Genomic DNA, 24883 nt, shown 5'->3' with positions numbered 1-24883 from the left:
GGAACACGAGAAGCGGAGATCACGATGCCGACCAAGTCAGATCTTGAAACCGAAGTCGAAGTCCTGAAACAGCAGCTGGCCGAGGTGCGCGCGCAGTCGGGCAACGTGGCCGAAACGCTGGCCGACCGGGTCAATGGCTACGTTGGCCATGCCGTCGAAGAAGGCAAGGCCCGCGCCCAGCACGCCATCGCCACCGGCCGCCACACCGCCGAGACCGTGGCTCATGACACCGCCGTGCGTGCCCGCGAAGCCGAAGACGCCGTGTCCTCGGTGATCCGCGAACGCCCGCTGCTGTCGGTGGGCATCGCCTTTGCGGCGGGCCTGATGATGTGCAAGGCCGGGTCGGTCGCCGGGCGTCGTTCGTGACGCTGGGCAAGACCCCGGGCCGGATCAGCCGGACCCTGACAATCGTCCTGCGCGCCGAGCGGCTCATTGCCGCCCGGCGCGTGACCGTTCTGCGCCGCCAGACCGGCCTGATGGTGCTGGCCGGGCTGTTCGTGGCCGTGGCCGTCGTCATGGCCAACGTGGCGGTCTACCAGGGGCTGGCCACGGTCATGCCGCTGGCCTGGGCCGCGGCCTTCGTGGCGCTTGGCAATGTCGTCCTGGCAGGGATCATGGCGCTGGTCGCCGGACGGATGTCGGGCGAACGCGAACTGTCCTCGGCCATCGAGATGCGCGACATGGCGCTGGAGGACCTGGAAGGCGAGATCGACGATCTAGTCGAAGAAGTCCGGGGCACGGCCCGCGAGGTGCGCCGGTTCACGCGCGACCCGCTGGGCAACATCCTGCCCGGCCTTTTGACGCCTCTGCTCAACGCGCTTCTGGCCGGCCGGGGTGAGACGCCCAAGCCCCAGCCGGATGATCCCGCCGCGCCCCCCTCGGCGCCGCCGCCCAGCCCGCCGGGCATGGAGGGCGATTTCCCCGAGGATCCGGCCGCCCCGCAGGCCTGACCATCGCGGTGACCGGTCAGGCAGAGGCCCTGCGCCCTGCCCCGGCGCGCCCTGCACCACCGTTTCCGACCGATGATATCGCGATGCGCCCGGCCCGGCTGACTGCCCGGCCGGTGATCGCCGCCCCGGCCATCGACGAGACGTCCTGACGGACAAAGGAACACCATGCCAAGGCAGGAGCGCCCGTGCGGGTTTCGGCACGGGCGCATGGGTTTGCGGTGTCGGCTGTCTGCCTCCGGCCCGGCGGCCAGCGGCCTGCCGCCCACCGGCCAGCCCTGAACGTCAGGCCGCTGCCGTTGCTTCGATCTCGAAAAGCAGCCCGGGGATGGCCAGGCGCGTCACGCCCAGCAAGGTCATGGGCGGCGCCACCCCATGAGGGCCAAAGCGCATCCCCATCAGGTCGAAATTCTTCAGCGCCTCGTCCACATCGGTCGCATAGACCCCCAGCCTGACGACATTGCCCAGGTCCATCCCCGCGGTCTTCAGCACCGTTTCGAGGTTGTCCAGCGCCAGCCCGATCTGGGCGCGCATGTCACCGGGATGCTGCGGGGTACCCTCGCCGTCCACCGCGGTCTGGCCTGCACAGATCACCTGGCGCGTCGCGCCCTCGATCACTTCGGCCTGATTGTAGCCCAGCTTGACCGACCAATCCCAGGGGTTCACCGCTGTCCGTTCCATGTCGCAATCTCCTTGATTTTCGTTGCTGGACCCGGTGTAGGATGAAACAGTGCCAAATTATGTCATCATTCACACTACACTGTCCGCATGAACGCAAGAACCAGACATGACGCCATCGTGCGCAGCCTGCGCCGGAACGGCACGGCCACGGTCGATCTTCTGGCCCGCGAGGTCGGCGCGTCGCGCCGGACCATCCTGCGCGACATCAGCGCCCTGCGGGACGAAGGCTATGTCATCCATTCCGATGTCGGCCGTGGCGGCGGGCTGCAGCTGGACCCGCAATCGATCCAGACACAGGCCCGGCTGTCCGTCCCCGAGGTCTTTGCCCTGCTGATCAGCGTGGCGGCCATGCGGGCGGCCGGAACGCTGCCTTTCTCCGAACTGGCCGATACCGGGCTGGCCAAGATTGAAAAGGCCCTGCCGGCGGACAAGGTCAGGGACCTGCGCGCCTTTCTCGACTGCCTGCACATCGGTCGGTTGTCGCCGCTACAGGATCTGTCCGACATGGGCACGATGGACCCCGGGCTGCTTCCCGCCTTCGAGGCCGCCTTCCTGGGGCGCCGGTTCATCCGTTTCGACTATCGCGATGCAAGGGGCCGCCAGTCCCGGCGCGAGGTCGAACCGCAGGCCATGCTGATCCTGCCGCCCCTGTGGTACCTGGTGGGCTGGGACCCGGCCCGCCAGGATTTCCGCCATTTCCGGATGGACCGGATCAGCGATCCTCAGGCCGTGCCCGATACGACGTTTCGCCGCCGGCGCGTGCCTTTCGAGGACGATGTCTGCCCCTACAAGGATCTGCCCGGACATCGCTGAGGCACCGCGATGCCGGTTGCCCCGGCCCGTACCCGCGAGGGCCGCGCCCCGGTCGGGCGCGCGTCAGCATTCCCTGCGCGGCAATGCGGCGGTCAGCCGACCTGCGACTGCACGCCCTGTTCCAGCGCGGCATTGATCCGGGCATCGACGTCACCCGGCAGGTTCGATGTCATGACCCGCCCGCCGAACTGGGCCAGGCGCGGCAGGAACTTGTCGGGCGCATTGGTCCGGCCCAGCAGGAACAGGATGGCCTGGCCGTCGTCCAGTGCCGCGCCGGTCTCGCGCATCATGTCGTCGGACACGCCCATGTCCGACATCGACCCGCTCAGCGCCCCGCCGGCGGCTCCGCCGACCAGCCCGGCCAGCAACAGCCCGGCCCCGCCCGTGGCAATGCCCAGGATGCCGCCGATCAGCACGCCCCACCAGGCCCCGCTCATCGCGCCGGCGGCAGTCAGGTTGACCGATTGGTCCAGCTTGATCTCGCCGCTGTCGTCCCGGTAGACGACCACCGCGTCTTCCATCGTGATCAGCCCGTCGCGGGCCATGACATAACATTCCTGGCGGGCCGCCCGGGCGGTTTCGGCATCCTTCATCAGGATCGCGACAAGGTTCGCGGTCATCGGGTGTTCTCCTGCAAACGGGGGTCGAGGCGGAAATGCTAGCCCCTCATCGTGACAAACGCACGACCCGATCGGCCGGATCCACGCCCCCGCTGCCCGATGAGCAAGCGGCCGCCGGTCGCTCGCAAGTATTCACGAAGTCGTGACAAATTTCCTAGCAAAACAATTGGCTAAGTGTCACGGTGAAACCCTACGCTTCAACCATGAGTAATCATTAAAACCGGGAGAGTGTTATGTCTGGTTCCTTGAAGTTCGGTGTCCGGATCCTGTCCGCCGCCGCCCTGGCGGCCCTGACGGCCGGCGCGGCGCTGGCGCAGGACGCGGAAAAACCGAACATCCTCGTCATCTGGGGGGATGACGTCGGCCAATCCAACATTTCGGCCTATACCATGGGCCTGATGGGCTATGAGACCCCCAACATCGACCGCATCGCCGACGAGGGCATGATCTTCACCGATTACTACGGTGAACAATCCTGCACCGCCGGCCGGTCGTCCTTTATCATGGGGCAGTCGGTCTTCCGCACCGGCCTGTCCAAGGTCGGCCTGCCCGGTGCCGAGGAAGGCATGCAGGTCGAAGACCCGACCATCGCCGGCCTGCTCAAGGCCGAGGGCTATGCCACCGGCCAGTTCGGCAAGAACCACCTGGGCGACCGCGACGAGCACCTGCCGACGAACCACGGCTTCGATGAATTCTTCGGCAACCTCTACCACCTCAACGCCGAGGAAGAGCCGGAGAACATCGACTATCCCGGTGATGCCGTCCTGCCCGATGGCCGTACCTTCCGCGAGGCCTTTGGCCCGCGCGGCGTGATCAAATCGTCGGCCGACGGCGAGATCGAGGATACCGGCCCGCTGACCAAGAAGCGCATGGAAACCGTTGACGACGAGACCGTCGCCGCGGCCATCGATTTCATCAAGCGCCAGGAAGACGCCGGGGTGCCCTGGTTTGTCTGGTGGTCGGGCACGCGGATGCATTTCCGCACCCACGTGGCCGAGGACAAATGGGCCCAGGCCAACGAGATCGTCGGCAAGCAGGTCGATGAATACACCGCCGGCATGATCGAACACGACATGCACATCGGTGAATTCCTGGCCGCGCTGGACGAGCTGGGCATCGCCGACAACACCGTCGTGTTCTATTCGACCGACAACGGCCCGCACATGAACAGCTGGCCCGATGCCGCGATGACCCCGTTCTGGGGTGAAAAGAACACCCAGTGGGAAGGCGGCTGGCGGGTGCCCGCCATGGTGCGCTGGCCCGGCCATATCGCCGAGGGCGAAGTGATCAACGAGATCGTCCACCACATGGACTGGCTGCCGACCTTCCTGGCGATGGCCGGCAACGAGACCATCAAGGACGACCTGCTCGACGGCGTGACCGTGGCCGAAGTGGGCGGCGGACGTGACTACAAGGTCCATCTCGACGGCTACAACATCCTGCCGCTGCTGACCGGTGAGGCCACCGAAAGCCCGCGTCGCGAGATCTTCTACTTCACCGATGACGGCGACCTGGCCGCCCTGCGCTACGGCGACTGGAAGATCACCTTCCTGGAGCAGAAAGCCTGGGCCACCTTCCGCGCCTGGATGGAGCCGCTGACCCCGCTGCGCGTGCCGCTGATCACCAACCTGCGTCGCGACCCCTATGAACGGGCCTATCGGACGTCAAACACCTATTACGACTGGATGATCGACCGGGCCTACATGCTGGTGCCTGCACAGCAATACGTGGCCCAGTTCCTGGCCACCTTCCAGGACTACCCGCCGCGCCAGGAAGCGGCGTCGTTCAGCCTCGACAAGGTGATGGAGAAGCTGTCGGAGCCCACCGCGCACTGACGGCGGGCCCAAGCCCTCACACATTTCGGCCGGGCCGCCCGCATCCCTGCGGCGGCCCGGTTGCGTTAGACATTGCCCTTTTTCCGTCCTGCACAGGAGCGCCCCATGCTGCGCCACGTTACCGCCGCCCTGATGATCCTTGCCGCCCCGGCCCTGGCCGATCCACTGCCGTCCTGGTCCGACGGCCCCGCCCGCCAGCGCATCATCGATTTCGTCACCGATGTGACCGACCCGGCTTCGGAGGAGTTCGTGCCCGTGGCCGAGCGCATCGCAGTCTTCGACAATGACGGCACGCTGTGGTCCGAACAGCCGGCCTATTTCCAGGGAATCTTTGCCTTCGATTACGTCGCCAGGATGGGCCAGGACGATCCGGCCACGCTGACGACAGACACGCTCAAGGCCGCCGCGGCGGGCGATTACGCCACGGTCCTGGGGGGCGGCGAAGAGGCGCTGATCGAGGTGCTGGGTGCGGCGCAGACCGGGCGGACCATCGAGGATTACCAGGCCGAGGTGGCCGAATGGCTGGCCACGGCGCGCCATCCCTACACCGGCATGGGCTATGACACGATGACCTACCAGCCGATGGTCGAGCTGCTGCGCTACCTGCGCGACGAGGGGTTCAAGACCTATATCGTGTCCGGCGGGGGCATCGATTTCATGCGCGTCTTTGCCGACAGGGCCTATGGCATCCCGACCGAACAGGTCATCGGCAGCTATGGCGACACGGCCTATGCGGTGGGCGACGACGGCATGCCGGTGATCACCAAGACCGCGCCGCTGAGCTTTCTCGACGACAAGGACGGCAAGCCGATCAACATCATGCGGATCATCGGCAAGCGGCCGATCATCGCCGGGGGCAATTCCGACGGCGATTTCCCGATGATGCAATGGACCACGGCCGGCGACGGCCCGCGGCTGGGCATCCTGATCCATCACACCGATGCCGAGCGCGAATGGGCCTATGACCGCGACAGCCATATCGGCCAGTTGGTCCGGGGGCTGGACGAAGGGCCGGACATGGGCTGGCTGATCGTCGACATGGCCAATGACTGGGACCGGATCTGGACCGGCGCTCGGTGATCCCAGTCGCGCCGGAGGCGCGCGACAAAGTAAAACTGCCGAAGGCGCGCGATGAAAAAATCTCCGAAGGCGCGCCACTTCGAAAAAACCGCCGAAGGCGCACAAACAATACCTGCGCCGAAGGCGCCCGCCAAAAAACCGGCCGAAGGCCGGCCCGGCAAGACCGCCGAAGGCGGCCCCCCGCCAGCGGCAGAATGTCCCGGCCCGCCGCGAAGCGGCGGTTCGGGCGCCGGCGGATCTTGTGGGCCCGGAACGGGGCGCTAGTCTGACGGTCTGACCGCCCTTGCCCGGACCAAAGACCTTGCTGCTGACCATCGACACCCTGCAAAAGACCTACCCGGGCGCGGCGCGCCCGGTGCTCGACGGCGTCTCGCTGACGCTCGATGCGGGCCAGACGCTCGCCCTGACGGGCGAGAGCGGCAGCGGCAAGAGCACGCTGCTGCACCTGGCCGGGGCGCTGGACGGGTTCGACGGGGGCGAGATCACCCTGGACGGCACGGCCCTGTCGGGCCTCGCCGATGCCGGGCGGGCGCGGCTGCGCCGCGATTGCGTGGCGCTGGTCTTCCAGCAGTTCAACCTGATGCCGGCGCTGACCGTCGACCAGAACCTGGCCTTTCATGCCCGGCTGGCCGGGCGGGCGGACCGCGACTGGATCGCGACGATCCGCACCCGGCTGGGGCTCGATGACCTGGGCGGGCGCTTCCCCGAGGCGCTGTCGGGCGGCCAGCAGCAGCGGGTGGCCATCGGCCGGGCGCTGGCCATGCGGCCGCGCCTGCTGCTGGCCGACGAGCCGACGGGCAACCTGGACGAGGCAACCGGCGACGAGGTTCTGGCGCTGATGCTCGACCTGGTGGCCGAAAGCGGGGCGGCGCTGTTCCTGGTGACCCATTCGGCGGCCGTGGCCGGGCGGCTGGACCGGCGGGCGCATCTCAGCGCGGGGCGGCTGACGTGATCCGGGCGGTGGCCCTGGCCCTGCTGTCGCATTGGCGGCGCCACCCCGGCCAGGCCCTGACGCTGATCGCCGGGCTGGCCCTGGCCACGGCGCTGTGGACGGCCGTGCAGGCGATCAATGCCGAGGCCCGGGCCAGCTATGCCCGGGCCAATGCGCTGCTGGAGCCGGCGCGGATGGCCACGCTGACCGCGCCGTCGGGGCATATCGGCCTGGAAACCTATGTCACCCTGCGCCGGGCCGGTTGGCAGCTGAGCGCCGTGCTCGAAGGGCGGCCGGACGGGATGGATGGCGTGACCGTGATGGGCGTCGACCTGCTGTCCTATCCCGCCTTGCCCGCCGGGCTGGCCGATATCGGGACCGAGGATCCGGCCGATGTCCTGCTGGCCCCGGGCCGGTTGCTGGCCGGGCCCGAGACCGCCGCCCGGCTGACCGGCCCCGACCTGCCGCCGGTCGAGGTGATCGACGGCCTGCCCCCCGGCGTGGCCCTGACCGATATCTCGGTGGCCGAACGGCTTCTGGATGCGCCCGGCCGGCTCAGCCGCATCCTGGTGCTGGCCGACCAGCCCATGGGCCTGGCCCCGCTGGACCGGCTGGCGCCCGGGCTGGTGCTGGAACCGGCCGAGGAGCGCACCGGGGTCCAGGGTCTGACCCGCAGCTTTCACCTGAACCTGGTGGCCTTCGGCATGCTGTCCTTTGCCGTGGGGCTCTTCATCGTGCATGGCACCATCGGGCTGGCCTTTGAACAGCGCCGGGGGATCATGCGCACGCTGCGGGCGCTGGGGGTGTCGGGGCGCGGGCTGGCGCTGGCCATGCTGGCCGAGCTCTTGCTGGCCGGGGTGCTGGCCGGCTTGCTGGGCGTGGCCCTGGGCTATGTCATCGCCGCGGCGCTGTTGCCGGGCGTGGCGGCCACCTTGGGCGGGCTTTATGGCGCCCAGGTCGCGGGCAGCCTGGCGTTGCGGCCCGGCTGGGTCCTGGCCGGGCTGGCCATGTCCTGCGGCGGGGTGCTGCTGGCCGGGGCCCAGGTGCTGTGGCGGGCCCATGGCCTGCCGGTGCTGGCCCTGACCGGGGCCGAGGCCTGGCGCCGGGCCGGTGCCCGGGCGCTGGCCCTGCAGACACTGGCCGGGCTGGGCCTGATCCTGGCCGGCGGGGCGGCGGTCTGGCTCTTTGACGGGCTGGTCGCGGGCTTTGCCCTGCTGGGCGGGCTGCTGCTGGGCGCCGCGCTGCTGCTGGCCCCGCTGCTGTCGGTGCTGCTGGATGGCGGCGCGCGGCTGGCCCGGGGGCCGGTGGCGCAATGGGTCTGGGCCGACATGCGCGCCCAGCTGCCCGGGCTGTCGCTGGCGCTGATGGCCCTGCTGCTGGCCCTGGCCACCAATATCGGCGTGGGCACGATGGTCTCGAGCTTCCGGCTGACCTTTACCGGCTGGCTCGACCAGCGGCTGTCGGCCGATCTTTATGTCTCGCCCACCGACCGGGACCAGGCCATGGCCCTGCAGGGCTGGCTGGCCGGGCGGGCCGACAGCGTGCTGCCGGTCCGGGCCGCCGACCTGCCCCTGGCCGGGCGGCCCGGGCGGGTCTATGGCGTGGTCGACGATCCGGTCTATCGCCGGGACTGGCCTGTCGTGCGCGGGACGGACGGCCTGTGGGATCGCCTGACCGCCGGCCGGGGCGTGCTGATCAGCGAACAGCTTTACCACCGAGGCGGGCCGGGCATCGGCGAGCCGCTGCAGATCCTGCCGGGCTGGTCGCTGCCCGTCGTGGGTGTCTATGCCGATTACGGCAATCCCGACCCGCAGGCCATCGTGGCGCTCGATGCCCTGCTGGCCCGGGTGCCCGACCTGCCCTATCGCCAGATCGCCCTGCGCAGCGCCCGGCCAGAGGCCCTGGCCGCCGAGATCCGCGCGGCCTTCGACCTGCCCGGCGATGCCATCGTGCCCCAGGCCCGGATCAAGGACGCCTCGCTGCAGGTCTTCGACCGGACCTTCCTGGTGACCGGCGCGCTCAACCTGCTGACCCTGGGCGTGGCAGCCTTTGCCATCCTGACCAGCCTGCTGACGCTCTGGACGATCCGCCTGCCCCAGCTGGCCCCGGCCTGGGCGCTGGGGCTGACCCGCGCCCGGCTGGGCCGGCTGGACATCATCCGGGCGCTGGCCCTGGCCGCGCTGACCGCCCTGCTGGCCCTGCCGTTGGGGCTGGTGCTGGCCTGGGCCCTGCTGGCCGTCATCAATGTCGAAGCCTTTGGTTGGCGGTTGCCCATGTATCTCTTTCCCGGCGACTGGCTGCGGCTCTTCGCGCTGGCCCTGGCCGCGGCCGGGCTGGCCGCCCTGATCCCCGCCCTGCGCCTGCGCCGCCTGCCCCCGGCCGAACTGGTCAAGGTCTTTGCCAATGTCCGCTGAGTATCGCCGCGCTGCCGTTCCCTTCGCCCTCCGCGCCCTGGCCGTCTTGCTGGCCCTGCTGATGCCCCCCGCCACCGCCCGGGCCCAGGGCTTTGCCGCGCTCGGCACCACGGCCGAAGGCTTTGCCGTGCCCGATCCCGCGCGCCGGCTGGTCTTTCCCCGCGATCACGGTCCGCACCCGGATTTCCGCATCGAATGGTGGTATCTCACGGCCAACCTGACCGGCGCCGATGGCCGCGACTACGGCGTGCAATGGACCCTGTTCCGCTCGGCCCTGCGCCCTGAACCGCCCGGAGCCACGGCCCAAGGCTGGACCAGCCCGCAGGTCTGGATGGCCCATGCCGCCCTGACCACGCCCGACGCTCACCATTTCGCCGAACGCTTCTCGCGCGGGGGGATCGGCACGGCCGGGGCCACAGCCACGCCCTTTGCCGCCTGGATCGACGATTGGCAGATGACCGGCACGGCCGCGCCCGGCGATGACGGGTTGCAGGCCCTGGAGCTGACCGCCCGGGGGGATTATTTTGCCTATGACCTGGCCCTGGCCGCCGACGGCCCGCTGGTCCTGCACGGCCAGGAGGGCTTTTCGGTGAAATCCCCCGATGGCCGGGCCAGCCATTATTACTCCCAGCCCCATTACCGCGTCACCGGCACGATCCGCACGCCCCGGGGCGAGATGGCCGTCACCGGGACGGGCTGGCTGGACCGGGAATGGTCGTCGCAACCGCTGGCCGGCGACCAGAGCGGCTGGGACTGGATGGCCCTGACGCTGGAGACCGGAGAGCGGCTGATGGCTGCGCAATTGCGCGATGGCGGGGCGGGGTTCCGGTTTGGCACCTGGATCGCCCGCGACGGCAACGTGCGCGCGCTGTCCGGGCAGGACCTGGCGCTGAGCCCCGGCCCAGCCCGCGACATCGGCCCGGCCCGCCTGCCGCTGAGCTGGCGCATCGACCTGCCCGGCGAAGGTCTGGCGCTGGAGATCGAGGCGCTGAACCCCGGGGCCTGGATGGGCACGACTACATCCTACTGGGAAGGCCCCGTCCGCGTGGGCGGTGACCGGGCCGGGCGCGGGTATCTCGAGATGACCGGCTATGATGGCGGTGAGTAATCGCGGCGGAACGGTTGGCCAATGCGGGTGAGTGGTGGAGGCGAACCGACCTGGCGATGGTTCCATGGCGACGAACCGGCGCGCCGATACAGGGTCCCGATTGCTGGGACGCGGCACGCCAATCCAGATGATCCGCAAAGGCCACCCCCCGAAAACGCGGATGATCGACAGCAAGGAACCGGCTCACCTATTCGGAGCAATGATCGCAGGGACCCATCCCGGCAAGGCACGATATCCGTATCGGTCAAACGCTCCGAAGACGCAGGTGACCGACGACGACGAACTGACTCGCCGTTTCAGCGGGCCTATCTCGGACAAGCGGCACGGCAATGCCAGCGATTGATCGCAGGCACGCCCGCGTTCCGCCGGCAAAGCACCCAACCGGAACCGACCGGCCGGGCAGCTGCCTCCGGATGCGGTCAACAGCCTGCCCGATTTTGCGCGTTCACCGCCCTGACACGGGCAATGCGCTTCCGGGAAATGTCCGGCTGGCCGGACAACCGGCAAGGATATGACCATTCCGTGATCGCCGCCCGTCACCGCTTTGACATTGCCCGGAAAGAAGCGCCTTTTGTCATCCGACCAACCCTTCGTTACGCCCTTCTCCCACGTTTCATTCCATGCCAAGACTTCCGCGCGCCCCGTTCCCTGCCCTGCTCCTGCGCCGCGGCCTGCCTCGGCTGGCCCGGGCCCTGTGGCTGCTGGCCCTGCCGCTGGTCGCCGCCCTGCCCGCCGTCGCCCAGCCCAAGGCCGAGGTCGAGCTGGCCCGGCGCCTGCTCAGCGACATGCAGGCCCGGTCGATCCGCGAGAGCCGGGAATTCTGTGGCATGATCGGCGTGGATGATCGCGGGCGCTATGTCGTCGGCCCGATCTCGCGCGGGACAGCTGCCCGCTGCACCTTTCGCCGGCCCCGCACGGCCAAGCGCATCGTGGCCAGTTTCCACACCCATGGCGGCTACCTGGCCGGCTATGACAACGAGGTGCCCTCGATCATCGACCTCGAAAGCGAACGGTCCCAGGGTCTGCGCGGCTATGTCGCCACGCCCGGCGGGCGGTTCTGGCTGGTCGACGGGGTAACCTCGCGGGTCGAGCTGCTCTGCGGGCCGAAATGCCTGCCCTGGGATCCGCGGTTTGCCCAGGGCGAGCTGGAACGCATCCGCCGGTCCTACACCCGCCAGGAATTGTTCGAACGCGCCCGCTAGGCCGGGCGCGCCGGTCCCGGCCTACTTGGCGGCGTCGAACCGGGCCAGCCGGTCGATCTGGGGACCCATGGTGCACCAACGGTCGTCGCTGTCGTCGCGGGCAACCCAATGCACGTCGGCCGCCTCGGCATGGACGATGATCCGCCCCGGTTCGGGCGTGCTGACCATGCCGGCACCGATGATGTTGAGAAAAAGCACCAGGGCTTCTGTCGTGAGGCACATGTTCTTGCTCCTGCGTCATGCCATTCCCCGGGCCTGCCTCCCCCGGCCCGGACAGCGCCGACCCTAGACGGCCGGGCCGGTCGCCGCGCGGGCAAAATGCTGCAACGCAGCGAAATGTGAGTGTTCACGCAGGCACAATCGGAACGTCTGCCCAATCGTCAGGCAAACGCCCTGAAGAAATGCACACCACAGCGCCCGCCGCCCCGCCTGCCGGGCGCAACACCCCCACAGGACCCCCACAGGCGGGCAAAAGCCGGCCCCGACACGGCCGCTTGATATGGAATGTCGCCTTGATTACGCTCCTGGTTCAACCGCAGGCGGCCAGGAGGGGCCGGCGGCGAGGAGGAGAGGACCATCAGCACCGCCAAGCAACATGTCGACCGTGTCGTCTCGACCGCCCGTTCCGGCTCGGCCGCCGCCCGGTCACGGCTGGCGGCGTCCTGGCACCGTTCGCTGATCCAGCACGGGCTGGACCCGGCCGACCGGCGCAGCCCCAACCTGCATGACGAAGGCACCATCCGCGAACGCCGGTCCGCGCTGGACCAGGTGATGCACGTGGCCGCGCCCAAGCTCGACCAGCTCTTCGGGCTGATCGGCCAGTCGGGCTGCGGCGTGCTGCTGACCGATGCCCAGGGCGTGGTGATCGACCAGCGCTGCGCGGCGGCCGACGAGGATATCTTTCGATCCTGGGGGCTGTGGACCGGGGCCGACTGGTCCGAGGCGGCCGAGGGCACCAACGGCATCGGCACCTGCCTGGCCGAGAAACGCCAGGTCACGATCCACCGCGACGAACATTTCCTGGCCCGCAACATCGGCATGTCCTGCATGGATGCGCCGATCTACGGGCCGGACGGCCACGTGCTGGCCGCGCTCGATGTCTCTTCGGCCCGGGCCGACCAGACCGAGGGCTTCAACCGGCTGATCGCGGCCATGGTCGCCCAGACCGCCCGCCAGATCGAGATCGACACCTTCCGCGCGTCCTTTCCCCGGGCCCGCATCCTCTATGCCGACAGCGATGACAGCGAGGCGGCCCTGCTGCTGGCCGTCGATGCGCATGATATCGTCGTGGGCGCCACGCGCGCGGCCCGCAAGGCCTTCGGGCTGGAGCGCCAGGGGCCGATGAGCCCGCGCCCGGCCTCCGACATCTTTGGCCGCGAAGGCCCCACCGGCTTCGAAAAGGCCGAACGCGCGGCCCTTGTCCGCGCGCTGACCCGCGCCGGCGGCAATGCCTCGGCGGCGGCCAAGGCGCTTGGCATCGGCCGGGCCACGCTCTACCGGCGCATGGCCCGGCTGGGCATCGACAAAAGCGGCTCGGATGTGTCTCGCAACTGAGACAATGCCCGGCGCCGGCCTGTTGCGCCCCCGCTGACCGGCGCGCCGTTCCATGATGTGCTGACCTCATCCCCGGCAGAGGAGCCGGGACCAGAGGAGGACCATCATGAACGTCATGACCCAGGCGCAGGGGCAATTCGCCTCGCCCTTCAAGACGCGCTACGACAATTACATCGGCGGCCGCTTCGTGCCCCCGGTCAACGGCACCTATTTCGAGAACATCACGCCGATCACCGGCGCCGTGGTCTGCGAAGTCGCCCGGTCCGGCGCGGCGGATGTGGAACTGGCCCTCGATGCCGCCCATGCGGCCAAGACAGCCTGGGGCGCGACCCCGGCGGCGGAACGCTCGAACATCCTTCTGAAGATCGCCGACCGCATCGAGGAGAACCTCGAGCGCATCGCCATGGCCGAGACCTGGGACAACGGCAAGCCCATCCGCGAGACCACGGCCGCCGACATCCCCCTGACCGTCGACCATTTCCGCTATTTCGCCGGCATCCTGCGCGGCCAGGAAGGCACCATGTCGGAGATCGATGCCGACACCGTGGCCTATCACTTCCACGAACCGCTGGGCGTGGTCGGCCAGATCATCCCCTGGAACTTCTCGATCCTGATGGCCGCCTGGAAGCTGGCCCCGGCGCTGGCCGCCGGCAATTGCATCGTGCTCAAACCGGCCGAACAGACCCCGGCGGCGATCATGGTGCTGGTGGAAATCATCGCCGACCTGCTGCCCGACGGCGTGCTCAACGTGGTCAACGGCTATGGCGCCGAGGTCGGCGCGCCGCTGGCCAAATCGCCCCGCATCGCCAAGATCGCCTTCACCGGCTCGACCCAGACCGGCCGGATGATCATGCAATATGCCACCGAGAACCTGATCCCGGTGACGCTGGAACTGGGCGGCAAGTCCCCCAACATCTTCTTCAAGGATGTCATGGCCGCCGATGATGCCTTCCTCGACAAGGCCATCGAAGGCTTCGTGCTCTTTGCCTTCAACCAGGGCGAGGTCTGCACCTGCCCATCGCGGGCGCTGATCCACGAGGACATCTACGAGGCCTTCATCGAACGGGCCATTGCCCGGGTCAAGGCGATCAAGCAGGGCGACCCGCGCCTGCCCGACACGATGGTCGGCGCCCAGGCCAGCCGCGAACAGCAGGACAAGATCCTGTCCTACCTGACCATCGGTGTCGAGGAAGGCGCCGAGGTGCTCACCGGTGGCGGCGCGGCCACGGTCGACGGGCTGGAGAACGGCTATTACATCCAGCCGACCATCCTGAAGGGCCACAACAAGATGCGCGTCTTCCAGGAAGAGATCTTCGGCCCGGTCGTCTCGGTCACCACCTTCAAGGACGAGGCCGAGGCGCTGGCGATCGCCAATGACACGATGTACGGCCTGGGCGCCGGGGTCTGGTCGCGCGATGCCAACACCTGCTACCGCTTCGGCCGCTCGATCGAGGCCGGCCGGGTCTGGGTCAACAATTACCATGCCTACCCGGCCCATGCGGCCTTTGGCGGCTACAAGCAATCGGGCATCGGGCGCGAGAACCACAAGATGATGCTCGACCATTACCAGCAGACCAAGAACATGCTGGTCAGCTACAACCCCAACAAGCTGGGCTTCTTCTGACGCCCTCCCCCTCCCTTGCCTTGTTGTGGTGGAACGGGGTCCCTTCGGGGGCCCCGTTTTTGCCTGTCCCCTTGGCCCTGTCCCCCCCTAGTCTTGTCCCCCTAATCTTGCCACCCGGGCCTCGGCTCCGGGGTCTCAGGCCCAGCGGATCCCCCAGCTCAGCCCGACACGGTAACCCGCCCGTTCCAGCACCGCCCGCTTGCTGGCCCAGCCCGCCGGGCAGACCACCAGCACCGACCGGCACCCTCTGGCCACGAAGGCGCGCTCGCAGGCGGCCAGCAGAGCCGCCGCCCCGGCGCCGTCACCGGCCAGCCCGACGGGATCGGCAAAATCCTCATGGTGGAAATCATCGAGAAACCCCACCCCCGCGGCCTCATGGGCCGGCGGCAGGTGTAACGGCCCGGCCGGCTGGGCCACGGCATAACCGGCCAGCCCCCGCGGCCCATCGGCCACCAGCATGTCCCGGTCGTCCAACCCCAGGCTCCGGCCCATCCAGGCCCCGAACCGAACATCGGCCTCCGGATGGGGTTCCCAGAACCGGTCGATCCCGTGCAGCACCCGCCGGTTGACCGCGCTGCCGGCCACGATCCCCGGCAGATCCCCGGCCTCGGCTGGCCGGATGGCCTCTCCCTGCTCTACACCCCGGCCCAGGTCCCGCGTGTAATACAGCGTCAACGGCCCGTATCCCGGCGCCAACGCCTCGCGCCCCGGCACCACCGCCTGTACCAACACCTGCGCGCCATCGGCCAGCAGCGCCGCCTCGATCCCCTCGCGGGCCGCCACCCCGGCCGCGCCCGAGGCCGCATCGCTCTGCCCGTGATCCGCCAGGATCAGCCCCGGCGCCCCGAACCGCCCGACATAGATCGGCGGCACCGGCAAGCGCAGCCCGCGCCCCACCGCCGCCATCTGCCCACCCTCATCGACCACGATACAGACCTGCCGGACCGGCCCGCCGGCCTCGTCCAGCGCGACCCGCAGCGCCCGGTCCACCGCCGCCCCGGCCCCGGCCTTCATTGCCCAAAGCCCGGGGTCCAGCGCCATGCGCCGCCGCGCCTCGGCCAGCAAAAGCTCCGCCATCCCCGGCACATCCGCCGCTTCGGCCGCCCTTGCCACCATCACCCACACTCCCGAAACCGCGTCCCCCTCAGCCATACCCCGCCCGAAGGTCCCGGCCAAGCGGGCCGCTCCTGCATCGCGCCGCGTTCCTGCTTCTTTCTCTTCTCAAGTATTCCCGGGGGAGTCCTCCAACGGAGGACGGGGGCAGCGCCCCCCAACCACGCTCCCAACCGTCCAACCCTCCGGTCACCGCGCCAATCCCCCAACGAAAAAGGGCGCCGCACATCCCCGTGCCGCGCCCCCGCAAGCCATGTGACCGGGCCAATCAGCCCAGGGCCGTCCACACCCCGTCATCGCGGCTCGACGCGATACAGGCCGCGATGAACCGCATCCCGTCCAGCCCGTCCTCGATATCCGGCACATGCAGCCCCTCGGGCAGCGCCGTGCCGTCGCGGGCGTGGGCCACGAGGTCGGCCGCCTCGGCATAGATCGTCGCAAATCCCTCCAGGTAGCCCTCGGGATGGCCAGGCGGGATGCGCGTCACCCGTGTGCCCGCCGCCGTCGCCCCGGCGCCCCCCCGGGTCAGGATCTGCGTCGGCTTGCCGAACCGCGTGAACCGCATCACGTTGGGATTCTCCTGGGCCCATTCCAGCCCGCCCCTGGTCCCGTAGACCCTGAGCCTCAGGGCGTTTTCATTCCCCACGGCCACCTGACTGGCCCAGAGCATGCCCTTCACCCCGCCGGGGAAGCGCAGCATCACGTGCACGTTGTCATCCACAGGCCGGCCCGGCACGAAGGCATCCAGATCCGCCGCCAGCCGCTCGGCCCGCAGCCCGGTCACGAAACTGGCCAGGTTATAGGCATGGGTGCCGATGTCGCCCACACAGCCCCCGGCCCCCGACCGCGCCGGATCGGTCCGCCAGTCGGCCTGCTTGTTCGAGGTCGCCTCGGCCAGCCAGTCCTGCGGATATTCCACCTGCACCACCCGTAGATCCCCCAGCTCGCCGTCGGCCACCATCTGGCGGGCCTGCCGGATCAGCGGATAGCCGGTGTAATTGTGGGTCAGGATGAACTGCTTGCCCGAGGCCGCCACCGCATCGGCGATCTCCCGGGCCTGGTCCATCGTCGCGGCCAGCGGCTTGTCGCAGATCACGTGGATGCCGGCCTTCAGGAAGGCCACGGCGGGCGGGGCGTGCATGTGGTTGGGGGTCACGATGGCCACGGCGTCGATCCCGTCGGCCCGCGCCGCCTCTGCCTCGGCCATCTCGGCAAAGGAGCCATAGGCCCGGTCGGGTGCCACGTTCAGCTCGGCGGCCGAGGCTCTCGCCCGGTCGGGATCGGAGCTGAACGCCCCGGCGACCAGGTCCCAGCGGTCGTCGATCCGCGCGGCGATCCGGTGCACGCCGCCGATGAAAGCGCCCTGGCCGCCGCCGACCATACCCAGTTTCAAACGGCTCATGACGTGATCCCCAGCATGGAACGGATGGCGCCCATGTCGGTCTCGCCCCCGGCGAAATCGTCAAAGGCCTTGTCGGTGACATCGATGATATGGCTGGCGATGAAAGGCGCGCCCTCGGCCGCGCCCTGTTCCGGCGACTTGATGCAGCATTCCCATTCCAGCACGGCCCAGCTGTCGTAATCATAGGCTGCGAGCTTGGAAAAGATCGCCCCGAAATCGACCTGGCCATCGCCCAGCGACCGGAACCGCCCGGCCCGCTGCAACCAGGGCTGATAGCCCGAATAGACCCCTTGCCGGCCATCAGGATTAAACTCGGCATCCTTCACGTGATAGGCGCAGATGCGGTCGTGATAGAGGTCGATGAAGGCCAGGTAATCCATCTGCTGCAACAGGAAATGGCTGGGATCATAGTTGATCTGGGCGCGGGAATGGCCGTCCAGCGCATCGACGAACATCTCGAAGGTCGCCCCGTCAAAGACATCCTCGCCGGGGTGGATTTCATAGCCCACGTCGACGCCGTTCTCGTCATAGACATCGAGGATCGGCTTCCAGCGCCGGGCCAGCTCGGCAAAGGCTTCCTCGATCAGCCCTGCGGGCCGTTGCGGCCAGGGATAGAGGAAGGGAAAGGCCAGCGAGCCGGTAAAGCTGACCGAGGCGGCCAGGCCCAGCTTGCGGCTGACCACGGCGGTCTTCTTCAGCTGGTCCACGGCCCAGGCCCGGCGCGCAGCCGGGTTGCCATGGACCGACGCCGGGGCAAAGCCGTCGAAGGCGCGGTCATAGACCGGGTTCACCGCGACCAGCTGGCCCTGCAGGTGGGTCGACAGCTCGGTGATCTCGACCCCGGCATCGGCACAGATGCCCTTGACCTCGTCGCAATAGGTGTCGCTCTCGGCCGCCTTGTCGAGATCGAAGAGCCGGCCGTCGAAGGTGGGGATCTGCACCCCCTTGTAGCCGAGCCCCGCGGCCCAGCGGGTGATGTTTTCCAGGCTGTTGAACGGGGCATCATCGCCGGCGAACTGGGCGAGGAACAGCGCGGGCCCCTTTATTCTTCCGGGCATGGGCGTCTCCTATGGTTGGTCATTCTCGAAATAGCGGACAAAGGCGAAACGGCGACCGTCGGGCGCCCAGCAGGGCACGTTGAGCGTGCCCTGCCCGCCGAAGAGATCCAGCAGCACCCGCGCCGCGCCGCCGGCGGCGGGCATCAGGCACAGCTGCACGTGCCGGCCGAAGGGATGGCCCGTCGTGCCGGGCGGATAGGCCAGGAACAGCACCTGGCTGCCGTCCGGCGAGGGATGCGGAAACCAGTCGACCGAAGCCCCATGGGTCATGCGCTCCAGCGCCGATCCGTCGGGTTTCATGCGCCACAGGTCCATCGTGCCGGCACGGTCGGAATTGAACCAGATCCACTGCCCGTCGGGCGTGTAATCCGGCCCGTCATAGTGATGCGGGCTGGACAGCAGGACGGTTTCGTCCCCGCCGTCGGCCGCCAGCGTGGCAATGCCGAAATGCCCCGCGCGGACGCAGGTATAGGCCAGCGTGCTCCCATCGGGCGACCAGCCATGCCACCAGGAGGGCACGTGATCGGTCAGGCGCCGGGGATCACCGCCACCCGCATCCACCACGTGGATGCAGGACCCCTCGCCCAGCGAATGATCGCTGAGCACGATTTGGCGCCCGTCGGGCGAGATGCCGTGATCGTTGTTGCAGGTGATGCAGGGGCCGGTGTCGAGCGCCACCAGCGCGGGATCGTCAAGGTCGATGCGATAGAGCCGGCCTTCGGCATTGACCAGCAGCCAATCGCCCGAGGGCGCCCAGTTGGGCGCCTCGACATGGCGGTCGCAGTCCAGCACGACATGGGACCGGCCGCTGTCGAGGTCGAATATCTCGACACATGCACGCATCAGCTGCCCTCCGGCGCGTAGGAAAAGCGCGGGAAATCGGCGGTCATGCCATGGCCGGTGATGTCAAAGGCCATCATGCCGACAAAGGCCCCGGTGAAGGACCCGTGTTCGCCCCGCCCGCCCTCGTCCGAGATCACGGCGGCATCGAGCGGCGGGCCATGGGGCTTCCAGCTGCCGCCCTGGCGATAGTGGAACTGCTGGGTGGCCCGGTCGACCGTCACGGCCAGCTCGACCGGCCCGTCCTGCAGGGCCAGCGGCTCGGCCGGGAATTGCAGCCGGCCATCGGGCCAGTCGCCCGGGCAGGACAGGATCATCAGGCACCGGCCGATATCGGCATGATGCGACACGGCCAGGAAATGGAACTTGTGCCGGTTGTAATAGGTCGTCAGCCCGGCGGCCTGCTGATAGGTCACCGGGTCGAAAGCGGTCAGCTCGGTCGCCGCGCGATAGCTCAGGTGCTCTTGCCGGCGGGCGACCAGGGATTGTTCGAACCACGAGCCGATGCTTTCCCGCCCGGTCAGCCGCAGCGCCTGCCCGGTCAGCGAAAAGATCCGCTCGGGTTGGGGCGTGCGCAGCCACTGGAATTCGGGCGGCAGGGCGGTGCCGGTGAACCTGCGGTCGATCCGCGCGGGCGGGCGCGGCGTGGCCGGCACCGGCGGCTCGACCAGCACCTCGGGCAGCCGGCCGCCCCCGTCGAGATACAGCCAGCCATCCGCGCGCCATTCGCATTTCTGGATCGCCGTCTCGCGGCCCAGCGGCGAACAGCGCCCGGGCAAGGGCCGCGCGCAGAGATGGGTGTGATAGGTCTGGCCGTCGGGCGTCTCGACGATCTGGCCATGCCCGGCCCGCTGCAACGGATGGTCGGGCGTGTTGCGCGCGGTGATCAGGTGGGTGTCGGGATGCAGCTCGTAGGGGCCGCGGATGTCGCGCGACCGGGCCATGGTCACGGCATGGTCATAACCCGTGCCGCCTTCGGCCACGGTCAGGTAATACCAGCCATCCCGCCGGTAGAGGTGCGGGCCTTCGGTCAGGCCCAGGTGGCTGCCGGTAAAGATGACCTCGGGCGTGCCGATCAGCCCGTCTGTCTCGGACCATTCCTGCAACAGGATGCCGTCAAAGGCCGAGGTCCGGGGCTTGCCCCCGACCGAGGCCGAGACATGGTTCCATTGCAGCACCAGGAACCATTTGCGCCCGTCCTCGTCGTGAAAGAGCGAGGGATCGAACCCGTGCGAGCTGACGTAAACCGGGTCGCTCCAGGGGCCGTCGATCCCGGGCGCGGTGACGATGTAATTGTGGGCGTCCTTGAAATTGCCGTCCAGCCGTTTGACATCGGTGTAGACCAGCCAGAACCGGTCATCGGCCCAGGACAGGCAGGGCGCCCAGACCCCGCAGCTGTCGGGATTGCCGCGCATGTCCAGCTGGGCGGGGCGCGACAGCGGGCGGCAGGCCAGGTCCCAGTTGACCAGGTCGGTCGAGCGATGGATCTGAACGCCCGGGAACCATTCGAAGGTCGAGGTGGCGATGTAATAGGTCTCGCCCCTGCGGCAGATCGAGGGATCGGGGTTGAACCCCGGCAGGATCGGATTGCGGATCATCGGGACACCTGTCGCTTGCAAAGACGCGGTGGGCCGCCGCCCGGGGTCGTTCGACCGGAGGCGGCCCGGCCCGGCCGCACCGGGCGGCAGCCGGAACGGGGCGTGACATGGCCGGGCACGGCACGGATCATGGGCTCAGGCCAGCAGGGCGCGGGCGGCGTCGGGATCCAGCGCCTGGGGCCGGTCGCAGGGCGTGGTGATGTCCTTGAACGCCCCCTCTTCGCCCGAGGCCAGGATGGCCGTCATGACATCGACCACGTGCAGGGCGAAATCGTCGGAACAGCGGTGCGGCCGGTCTTCGACGATGGCCTGGGCCATGTCGGCCAGCCCGGCGGCCCGGTAATTGGCCCGGCCGTTGTCATTGGCCACGGCAAAGGGATGATCCCAGGCCAGGCCGGGGTTCACGAAGGCGCCCTGCCGGGTCATGCGCACCTCGCCGCCGAAGAAGTTCGGATCGGGCACGTGCAGCGTGCCGTCCAGCCCGTAGAGCTCCATGTTGGAATGGCCGTGTTCCCAGACATCCCAGCTGGCGCAATAGGTCACCTGGGCGCCGCTTTCGAAGGCCAGGATGGCGTGGATCGTCGTTGGCGTGCCCACGGGGATCTTTTCGCCGAAGCGCGGCTGGGACGTGATCGTGCGCTCGGCCCGGGCCGAGGACGACATCGCCGTGACGCGTTTCACCGGGCCCAGCAGCTGGACCAGGTTGGAGACGTAATAGGGGCCGAGATCGAGGATCGGGCCGCCGCCGGGCTGGAAGAAGAAGTCGGGATTGGGGTGCCACATCTCCATGCCCGGCGATTGCACGAAGCAGGTGCCCGAGGCGATGCGCCCCATGGCGCCGGTATCGACCAGGTGGCGGGCCAGCTGATGGGCGCCGCCCAGGAAGGTATCGGGGGCCGAGCCCACGCGCAGGCCCTTCCCGGCGGCGATGGACTTGAGCGCCGCGCCTTCCTCGCGGGTCAGCACGAAGGGCTTTTCGGAATAGACATGCTTGCCGGCTTCGAGAACGGCGCGGGAGACCTCGAAATGCGCGTTGGGCACGGTGAGGTTGACGACGATGTCGATGTCGTCGGCGGCCAGGAGGCCCTCGACGGTCTCGGCGCGCAGGGTGAACTCTTCGGCCCGCAGCCGGGCCGCCTCGTCGCTCATGTCGGCGCAGGCGCGCATCTCGATGCCCTTGAAGAGCGGCGCGAGGCGCATGTAGGCGGCCGAGATGTTGCCGCAGCCGATGACGCCGATGCCCAGTGTCTTGCTCATGGAATGGTCCTCAGAAGGTCTTGAAGGCGGCGATGGACCGCGTGGCAAAGCGATTGGCATCGGACGGCTTGTCATGTTCCATCACGAAGAGATCGACCCCGGCCCCCCGCAGCGCGGCCATCAGCGCCGGCCAGTCCATCGTGCCCTGGCCCACGTCGGCCCAGCCGTCCTCGTCGGTGCATTCGCCCTGGGGCGCGATATCCTTGACATGGGCCGTGGTGATCCGGTCGCCGTGTTCGGCGATATAGGCCAGCGGATCGGCCCCGCCGCGCACCACCCAGGCCACGTCCATTTCCCATTCGATCGACGGCGCATGTTCCAGCATCAGGTCCATGGCGATCTCGCCGCCCGGCAGGGGCATGAATTCCCAATGGTGGTTGTGCCAGCCAAAGCGCAGCCCGGCATCGCGCACCTTCCGGCCGGCCGTTTCCAGCCGCCGGGCCAGGTCGATCCAGGCCGCGGCATCGGCCCCGTTGCGGTACATGTCCTCGGGCGCGGGGCAGAACAGCCGCTGCATCCCCAGGGCCTTGGCCGCGGCCAGCGTGTCGGCCAGCCCGTCTTCGAAAGCCCCGACGGGGAAGAAATGGCCCGACGGCATGGTCAGCCCGTTGGCATCGAGCAGGGCCTTGAAGCCCGGGGCGTCATCATAGACCCCGCCGAAACCTTCGACCTGGGTATAGCCCGCCCCGGCGAGGGTCTTGAGCGTCTCGGCCCAGGGGCCGGCATCGCGCGAGGAATAGAGCTGGTAGGAAACGTCCATGATCGTCCTGTCCTTGTCAGGGCCGGGCCTAGAGCCGGGCCTCGGTTTGCGTATCGAAGAGATTGGCCCGGGCGGGGTCGAACCCGATGGGCAGCTGGTCGCCGGGCCGGATGGCCGACTGGCCGTCGAGCCGCACCCAGAAGGGCTGGGCCCCGGCATGCACCCAGGCCAGCGTGTCGGACCCCAGCGGCTCGACCAGGTCGACGCGGGTGTCGAAGCGGATGGGCTTGGCCCCGGCCGCGGCCCCGGTGGCGATATGTTCGGGCCGGATGCCGAAGGCCGCCGGCCCGCCCTGGGGCCGGCGGACGAAATCATAGCCGTCGAGGGCGAATTCGCCCTGTTCCCCGGCAAACCGCGGCGCGGCCGACAGGTCGACGGTGCCTTCGAGGAAATTCATCGTCGGCGAGCCGATGAACTCGGCCACGTAGCGCGAGGCCGGGCGGTTGTAGATCTCGTTGGGGGTGTCGAACTGCAGCACCTGGCCGCCGCGCATGATGGCGATGCGGTCGGCCAGGGTCATGGCCTCGGTCTGGTCATGGGTGACATAGATCATCGTGTTGCGCAGGCGCTGGTGCAGCTGCTTGATCTCGACCCGCAGATCGGCGCGCAGCTTGGCATCAAGGTTGGACAGTGGCTCGTCGAAGAGAAAGACATCGACATCGCGCACCAGGGCGCGCCCGATGGCCACCCGCTGACGCTGGCCACCCGACAGGGCCGCGGGCTTGCGCTTGAGCAGGGGTTCGATCTGCAGTGTCCTGGCCGCCCGGGCGACCCGGTCGGCGATCTCGGCCTTGGGGATGCGGGCATTTTTCAGGCCGAAGGACAGGTTCCCCTCGACGGTCATCTGCGGATAGAGCGCGTAGGATTGAAACACCATGCCGATGCCGCGCTGCGAGGGCTCTTCCCAGGTCACGTTGCGCCCGTTGATGAAGATCTGGCCCTCGGTCACGTCCAGAAGGCCCGCGATGCAGTTCAGCAGGGTCGACTTGCCACAGCCCGACGACCCCAGCAGGACCACGAATTCCCCCTGCCCCACGTCGAGGTTGAGATCGTCGAGCACCCTCAGCGCGCCGAAGTTCAGCGCCAGGTTGCGGATGGAAATGCTGGGTTCCATGGAAATCCTCCCCTCAGCCCTTGACCGCGCCGGCGGCGATGCCGCGCACGAAGAGCTTGCCGGACACGAAGTAGATGACCAGCGGCACCAGCCCGGTCAGCAGCGTGGCGGCCATGTTGACGTTGTATTCCTTCACCCCCTGGACGGAGTTGACGATGTTGTTGAGCTGCACGGTCATCGGGTAGAATTCGGGCTTGGTATAGACCACGCCGAAGAGGAAATCGTTCCAGATCCCAGTGACTTGCAGGATCATGGCCACCACGAAGATCGGCAGCGACATGGGCAGCATGATGCGGAAGTAGATCCCCCAGAACCCGGCGCCATCGACGCGGGCGGCCTTGAAGAGCTCCTCGGGCAAGGACGTGAAGTAGTTGCGGAACAAGAGCGTCAGGATCGGCATGCCGAAGACCGAATGCACCAGCACCAGCCCCCAGAGCGTGCCGTAAAGGCCGATCTCGCGCAGCATGATCACGATCGGGTAGAGCATCACCTGGTACGGGATGAAGGCCCCGAAGATCAGGATGGTAAAGAAGATATCCGCCCCCTTGAACCGCCAGTTGGCCAGCGCGTAGCCGTTGACCGAGGCGATGGCGATGGACAGGATCACCGACGGCATGGTGATGCGCACCGAGTTCCAGAACCCGCGCGACAAGCCATCGCAATTCAGCCCCGTGCAGGCTTCGGCCCAGGCCTTGACCCAGGGCTCGAACGTGATCTCCATCGGGGGCGCGAAGATGTTGCCCAGGCGGATCTCGGGCATGCCCTTCAGCGAGGTCACGACCATCACGTAGAGCGGCAGCAGGTAATACAGGCTCACCACGATCAACGTGCCGTAGATCATGATGTTGCGCCGCGACAGGCGCTTTTTCGGCTTGGGTCCGGCGGGGCCTTCGAGCGCGCGGTCATAGGTGAACTCGGGCATGGTTGCGGTC

At 68.4% G+C, this 24883-nt stretch carries 24 protein-coding genes; 12 read left to right on the top strand and 12 right to left on the bottom strand.

Annotated elements, in window-relative coordinates; translation table 11 throughout:
* Positions 1-24: 24 nt before the first annotated feature.
* Together ACK3BB_RS13120 and ACK3BB_RS13115 are read left to right on the top strand one after the other, a co-directional pair.
* Positions 25-366: a DUF883 family protein gene (locus ACK3BB_RS13120; RefSeq protein WP_428925091.1), complete on the top strand. Its 342-nt coding sequence runs from the start codon at positions 25-27 to the stop codon at positions 364-366.
* The gene (locus ACK3BB_RS13115; RefSeq protein WP_428925090.1) at positions 363-950 is read left to right on the top strand and encodes a phage holin family protein; all 588 of its coding nucleotides are present in this window, start codon (positions 363-365) and stop codon (positions 948-950) included. The genes ACK3BB_RS13120 and ACK3BB_RS13115 overlap by 4 nt, the downstream gene beginning before the upstream one ends.
* A gap of 282 nt (positions 951-1232) precedes the next feature.
* On the opposite strand, the gene ACK3BB_RS13110 is transcribed toward ACK3BB_RS13115, so the two are convergent.
* A complete protein-coding gene (locus ACK3BB_RS13110) occupies positions 1233-1628 on the bottom strand; it encodes a RidA family protein (protein WP_428925089.1) in 396 nt (131 codons plus the stop codon).
* A gap of 87 nt (positions 1629-1715) precedes the next feature.
* Between ACK3BB_RS13110 and ACK3BB_RS13105 the strand changes: the two genes are divergently transcribed.
* Positions 1716-2441, top strand: coding sequence for a helix-turn-helix transcriptional regulator (locus ACK3BB_RS13105; protein ID WP_428925088.1), 726 nt, complete (start codon positions 1716-1718; stop codon positions 2439-2441).
* Between the two features lie 92 nt (positions 2442-2533).
* Here the strand turns inward: ACK3BB_RS13105 and ACK3BB_RS13100 are convergent, their stop codons facing one another.
* Complete coding sequence (locus ACK3BB_RS13100) at positions 2534-3061, bottom strand: DUF1269 domain-containing protein (RefSeq protein WP_428925087.1); 528 nt, start codon at positions 3059-3061, stop codon at positions 2534-2536.
* Between the two features lie 233 nt (positions 3062-3294).
* On the opposite strand from ACK3BB_RS13100, the gene ACK3BB_RS13095 reads away from it, so the two are divergent.
* From ACK3BB_RS13095 to ACK3BB_RS13065, 7 genes are all read left to right on the top strand, one after another.
* Positions 3295-4896: an arylsulfatase gene (locus tag ACK3BB_RS13095; RefSeq protein WP_428925086.1), complete on the top strand. Its 1602-nt coding sequence runs from the start codon at positions 3295-3297 to the stop codon at positions 4894-4896.
* A 105-nt stretch (positions 4897-5001) separates the two neighbouring features.
* Complete coding sequence (locus ACK3BB_RS13090) at positions 5002-5976, top strand: HAD family hydrolase (protein ID WP_428925085.1); 975 nt, start codon at positions 5002-5004, stop codon at positions 5974-5976.
* A 301-nt stretch (positions 5977-6277) separates the two neighbouring features.
* A complete protein-coding gene (locus ACK3BB_RS13085; protein WP_428925084.1) occupies positions 6278-6928 on the top strand; it encodes an ABC transporter ATP-binding protein in 651 nt (216 codons plus the stop codon).
* The gene (locus tag ACK3BB_RS13080; protein WP_428925083.1) at positions 6925-9321 is read left to right on the top strand and encodes an FtsX-like permease family protein; all 2397 of its coding nucleotides are present in this window, start codon (positions 6925-6927) and stop codon (positions 9319-9321) included. Before ACK3BB_RS13085 ends, ACK3BB_RS13080 begins: the two co-directional genes overlap by 4 nt.
* The gene (locus ACK3BB_RS13075; RefSeq protein WP_428925082.1) at positions 9311-10429 is read left to right on the top strand and encodes a lipocalin-like domain-containing protein; all 1119 of its coding nucleotides are present in this window, start codon (positions 9311-9313) and stop codon (positions 10427-10429) included. Before ACK3BB_RS13080 ends, ACK3BB_RS13075 begins: the two co-directional genes overlap by 11 nt.
* A 160-nt stretch (positions 10430-10589) precedes the next feature.
* Positions 10590-10772, top strand: coding sequence for a hypothetical protein (locus ACK3BB_RS13070; protein WP_428925081.1), 183 nt, complete (start codon positions 10590-10592; stop codon positions 10770-10772).
* A gap of 277 nt (positions 10773-11049) precedes the next feature.
* Entirely contained in the window at positions 11050-11631 is a 582-nt protein-coding gene (locus ACK3BB_RS13065) for a DUF4329 domain-containing protein (protein WP_428925080.1), read from the top strand.
* 21 nt (positions 11632-11652) lie between these two features.
* Here the strand turns inward: ACK3BB_RS13065 and ACK3BB_RS13060 are convergent, their stop codons facing one another.
* On the bottom strand, positions 11653-11853 hold the full coding sequence (locus ACK3BB_RS13060) for a hypothetical protein (protein WP_428925079.1): 201 nt from the start codon (positions 11851-11853) through the stop codon (positions 11653-11655).
* Positions 11854-12207: 354 nt separating this feature from the next.
* On the opposite strand from ACK3BB_RS13060, the gene ACK3BB_RS13055 reads away from it, so the two are divergent.
* Both ACK3BB_RS13055 and adh read left to right on the top strand, forming a co-directional pair.
* The gene (locus ACK3BB_RS13055) at positions 12208-13185 is read left to right on the top strand and encodes a GAF domain-containing protein (protein ID WP_428928735.1); all 978 of its coding nucleotides are present in this window, start codon (positions 12208-12210) and stop codon (positions 13183-13185) included.
* Between the two features lie 106 nt (positions 13186-13291).
* Positions 13292-14809, top strand: coding sequence for an aldehyde dehydrogenase (gene adh / locus ACK3BB_RS13050; protein WP_428925078.1), 1518 nt, complete (start codon positions 13292-13294; stop codon positions 14807-14809).
* Positions 14810-14944: 135 nt separating this feature from the next.
* On the opposite strand, the gene ACK3BB_RS13045 is transcribed toward adh, so the two are convergent.
* The 9 genes from ACK3BB_RS13045 to ACK3BB_RS13005 form a co-directional block, all read right to left on the bottom strand.
* Positions 14945-15886 carry a hypothetical protein gene (locus ACK3BB_RS13045; RefSeq protein ID WP_428925077.1) on the bottom strand — a complete coding sequence of 314 codons (942 nt, stop codon included), beginning with the start codon at positions 15884-15886 and terminating at the stop codon, positions 14945-14947.
* Positions 15887-16190: 304 nt separating this feature from the next.
* Positions 16191-17324, bottom strand: coding sequence for a Gfo/Idh/MocA family protein (locus ACK3BB_RS13040; RefSeq protein WP_428925076.1), 1134 nt, complete (start codon positions 17322-17324; stop codon positions 16191-16193).
* On the bottom strand, positions 17321-18382 hold the full coding sequence (locus ACK3BB_RS13035; RefSeq protein WP_428925075.1) for a sugar phosphate isomerase/epimerase family protein: 1062 nt from the start codon (positions 18380-18382) through the stop codon (positions 17321-17323). The genes ACK3BB_RS13040 and ACK3BB_RS13035 overlap by 4 nt, the downstream gene beginning before the upstream one ends.
* Positions 18383-18391: 9 nt before the next feature.
* Positions 18392-19225, bottom strand: coding sequence for a TolB family protein (locus ACK3BB_RS13030; RefSeq protein WP_428925074.1), 834 nt, complete (start codon positions 19223-19225; stop codon positions 18392-18394).
* Complete coding sequence (locus tag ACK3BB_RS13025; RefSeq protein WP_428925073.1) at positions 19225-20820, bottom strand: glycoside hydrolase family 43 protein; 1596 nt, start codon at positions 20818-20820, stop codon at positions 19225-19227. Before ACK3BB_RS13025 ends, ACK3BB_RS13030 begins: the two co-directional genes overlap by 1 nt.
* Before the next feature lie 135 nt (positions 20821-20955).
* A complete protein-coding gene (locus ACK3BB_RS13020; RefSeq protein WP_428925072.1) occupies positions 20956-22077 on the bottom strand; it encodes a Gfo/Idh/MocA family protein in 1122 nt (373 codons plus the stop codon).
* A gap of 10 nt (positions 22078-22087) precedes the next feature.
* The gene (locus tag ACK3BB_RS13015) at positions 22088-22837 is read right to left on the bottom strand and encodes a sugar phosphate isomerase/epimerase family protein (RefSeq protein ID WP_428925071.1); all 750 of its coding nucleotides are present in this window, start codon (positions 22835-22837) and stop codon (positions 22088-22090) included.
* A gap of 28 nt (positions 22838-22865) precedes the next feature.
* Positions 22866-23951, bottom strand: coding sequence for an ABC transporter ATP-binding protein (locus ACK3BB_RS13010; RefSeq protein ID WP_428925070.1), 1086 nt, complete (start codon positions 23949-23951; stop codon positions 22866-22868).
* A gap of 13 nt (positions 23952-23964) precedes the next feature.
* Complete coding sequence (locus ACK3BB_RS13005) at positions 23965-24873, bottom strand: carbohydrate ABC transporter permease (protein ID WP_428928734.1); 909 nt, start codon at positions 24871-24873, stop codon at positions 23965-23967.
* Positions 24874-24883: the final 10 nt, after the last annotated feature.

Origin of the sequence: Marinibacterium sp. SX1 (assembly GCF_050389775.1) — a bacterium.
GTDB lineage: Bacteria > Pseudomonadota > Alphaproteobacteria > Rhodobacterales > Rhodobacteraceae > Marinibacterium.
The sequence above is the reverse complement of the archived record's forward strand: the minus strand, read 5'-3'. Positions and strand labels throughout refer to the sequence as shown.